The following is a 2461-nucleotide window of genomic DNA, read 5'->3' as shown; positions in this document are numbered from 1 at the left end:
TGGCCGCACTGCCCAATTACTCCGGTTTGATGCCCATCCACTGCTCGTATTCCCCGCTGTCCTTCATCTCCTTCAGCAGTTCGTTGACGGTCTTCACGAAATCCTCGTTGCCTTTCTTGATAGCCATGCCATAGGGCTCATCCGTAAAGTTGCCGCCTACGAGCTCATAGCCCGGATCTTGCTGCTGCATGCCGAGCAGAATGGCGTTGTCCGTCGTTAGTGCGTCGCCTTGGCCAGCTCGGAGCGCCGTAAAGGCATCCTGGTAGTTCTCGACGGCTCGACGAAAACGAGCAGGCAGGGGAGCGCGCGTTCCGCTACTTTAATAATGGCTGCCTTGGATCAAGCGGATAAGGTGAATGAAGGCTTCCACCATGCGCGCAAACATGCTTTTTCCGCCAGTGGCTCCCGGTTCTCCTAGTTCAGTCCCCTCCCCGGTGCTGCCTAGCTTCGTGCCTTCGCCAAGCGAAGTAACGTCCACGCCGGCAGCAGGCCCGGTGTTCCCGCACAGATGGGCCTTGGGCTTATGGATGTCATCGGCGTCGGCAAAGACAACGTATTCTTTGCCCTTCTCGAATGTATCCCAGCCGTTGGAGTAAATGTCGATACGCTGCAGCTTCGAGTCGCCCTTCCACCATTCCGTGACTTCGAACGTATAATAGAAGTTATCGACCAGGCGATGGTCCTGCGTGGACACCAAAGTTCCGCGGAAGACGATGTCCGAGCGCGTAACTTCCTCCGTGACGGCCCGGGGCGGCGCGCAAGACAGGGCGTGTGCCGGCTCGCTGCCCCAGCCCAGCCATGCCTGCCCGAGCAGCATCAGGCTGAGCAGGGCGAGTATTCCCATTCTCTTCATGATATCCCTCCACCTTAACAGTAAAATTTATGTAATTAGACGATAGGGGGAGGCACATTGTTGCAAACGGAACCAAAAACCCGGGAACCGTAGGCTCCCGGGGGATGGACTTCAACTATGGTGAATAGATTTTGGCTAGATCTGCCTTGCCTCGAGTCGCCTGGCGATGATCGACAGCGTGTAATTCAAGGTGAAATACAGGGCCGAGGCGAGGATGAGTGCAGGAATGACAAAGTTATGGTTGGAGCCGCTGAGAATCTTAACGTGCCGCATCAACTCAGGTAATGCAATGATAATGGCAAGCGAAGTATCCTTAATTAAGGATACGAATTGGCTTACCATCGGTGGTGACATTCTGCGCAAGGCAAGCGGGAGTATGACGTGGCGCAGCGTCTGCATATAGCTAAGTCCCGAAGCTCTTGCCGCTTCGATCTGCCCCTTATCGACAGACACGAGGCCGCTTCGAACAATTTCAGAGATCATCGCCCCTTCGAATAAACTTAATCCAAGCACGGCTGCCCAGAACACCGGAAGGCGTATGCCCGTCTGTGGCAGTATAATCCCGATGAAGAAGATGATCAGCAGCAGCGGCAGGCAGCGAATCAGGTCGATTAATACGGCTAACACGCGTGACAGAACTCGGATCTTGGCATACCTCACCGTACCCAGCACGGTCCCGAGAATGAAGCTGAATACAATGGACAAGCCGGCAACCTGGAGGGTGATCCAAAACCCCGTGAGCAGGTACCGCAGATTCGGCCAGGTGTATGTACCGACAAAATCCATTTCATATCACCTCCTTATCATAAACGGTTCGCTGGCTCAATTGCTTCTGGCGAATCGACGTTCCATATACTGGACGGCAAGGCTGAGTGGTACGGTAAGTACGAGATAGAACGCAGCTACGAGCGTATAAACCGGTAGACCTTTGAAGGTACTTAGATTGATAAGATCGGCATAATACATCAAGTCGAGTCCGGCGATGACACCAAGCACGGAAGAATTCTTGACCAGATTGAGCATTTGGTTGCCGATCGCTGGCAATACGACTTTGATGGCTTGGGGCAGCACGATATAACGCATGTTCTGGATATAGTTGAGCCCGGAGGAACGGGCGGCCTCTGACTGCCCCGAAGGGACGGCTTGCAGGCCAGCCCGAATGGCTTCGGCAATGAAGGCAGCCGTGTAGAATGTCAGGCCAAGGGTACCTGCCGGAAATGGCTCAATCGGGAAACCAAGCGCCGGGAGTCCGAGGAAAAAGAAAAACACGACCATTAGTACCGGAATATTGCGAATGAATTCGACATAGACCGTGCCCAGTGCTTGGAGGATACGTATCGGGGCTATACGCATAATGGCAATGATCGTGCCGAAGGCGAGACTTCCGATAAGACCCAGAAAGCTCGCCCAGATCGTCTGCCTGAAACCGGCCATGTATTGGTCCCAGTGGTCGAACAAGATGCTGAAATCCCATATATTCAAATGCAAGGTTGGTTCACCTCCTCTTTACGGCCGTCATGGGAAAGGACCCGCTCGCTGCCAGCGAGCGGATGTGTGAAGGCAAGATCCAGTTCCATCAAGCCATTGTATGAAGCGTGGCCGCACCGC

General features: G+C 54.1%; 3 protein-coding genes and 1 pseudogene. All 4 read right to left on the bottom strand.

Annotated elements, in window-relative coordinates:
* Nucleotides 1-16: 16 nt before the first annotated feature.
* Nucleotides 17-271 (bottom strand): annotated as a pseudogene (locus tag ACFRAK_RS27745) (amino acid ABC transporter substrate-binding protein); the annotation flags it as partial.
* Between the two features lie 48 nt (nt 272-319).
* Nucleotides 320-853: a hypothetical protein gene (locus tag ACFRAK_RS27740; RefSeq protein ID WP_394572996.1), complete on the bottom strand. Its 534-nt coding sequence runs from the start codon at nt 851-853 to the stop codon at nt 320-322.
* Between the two features lie 135 nt (nt 854-988).
* Complete coding sequence (locus tag ACFRAK_RS27735; protein WP_394572995.1) at nt 989-1639, bottom strand: amino acid ABC transporter permease; 651 nt, start codon at nt 1637-1639, stop codon at nt 989-991.
* Between the two features lie 36 nt (nt 1640-1675).
* On the bottom strand, nt 1676-2329 hold the full coding sequence (locus ACFRAK_RS27730; protein WP_394572997.1) for an amino acid ABC transporter permease: 654 nt from the start codon (nt 2327-2329) through the stop codon (nt 1676-1678).
* Between the last annotated feature and the right edge of the window lie 132 nt (nt 2330-2461).

This window comes from Peribacillus sp. NPDC056705 (assembly GCF_043656335.1).
The sequence above is the reverse complement of the archived record's forward strand: the minus strand, read 5'-3'. Positions and strand labels throughout refer to the sequence as shown.

Coding starts and splice junctions, on each gene's coding strand:
- ACFRAK_RS27735 (WP_394572995.1), bottom strand. CDS start 1,639: ATGGATTTTGTCGGTACATACACCTGGCCGAATCTGCGGTACCTGCTC.
- ACFRAK_RS27740 (WP_394572996.1), bottom strand. CDS start 853: ATGAAGAGAATGGGAATACTCGCCCTGCTCAGCCTGATGCTGCTCGGG.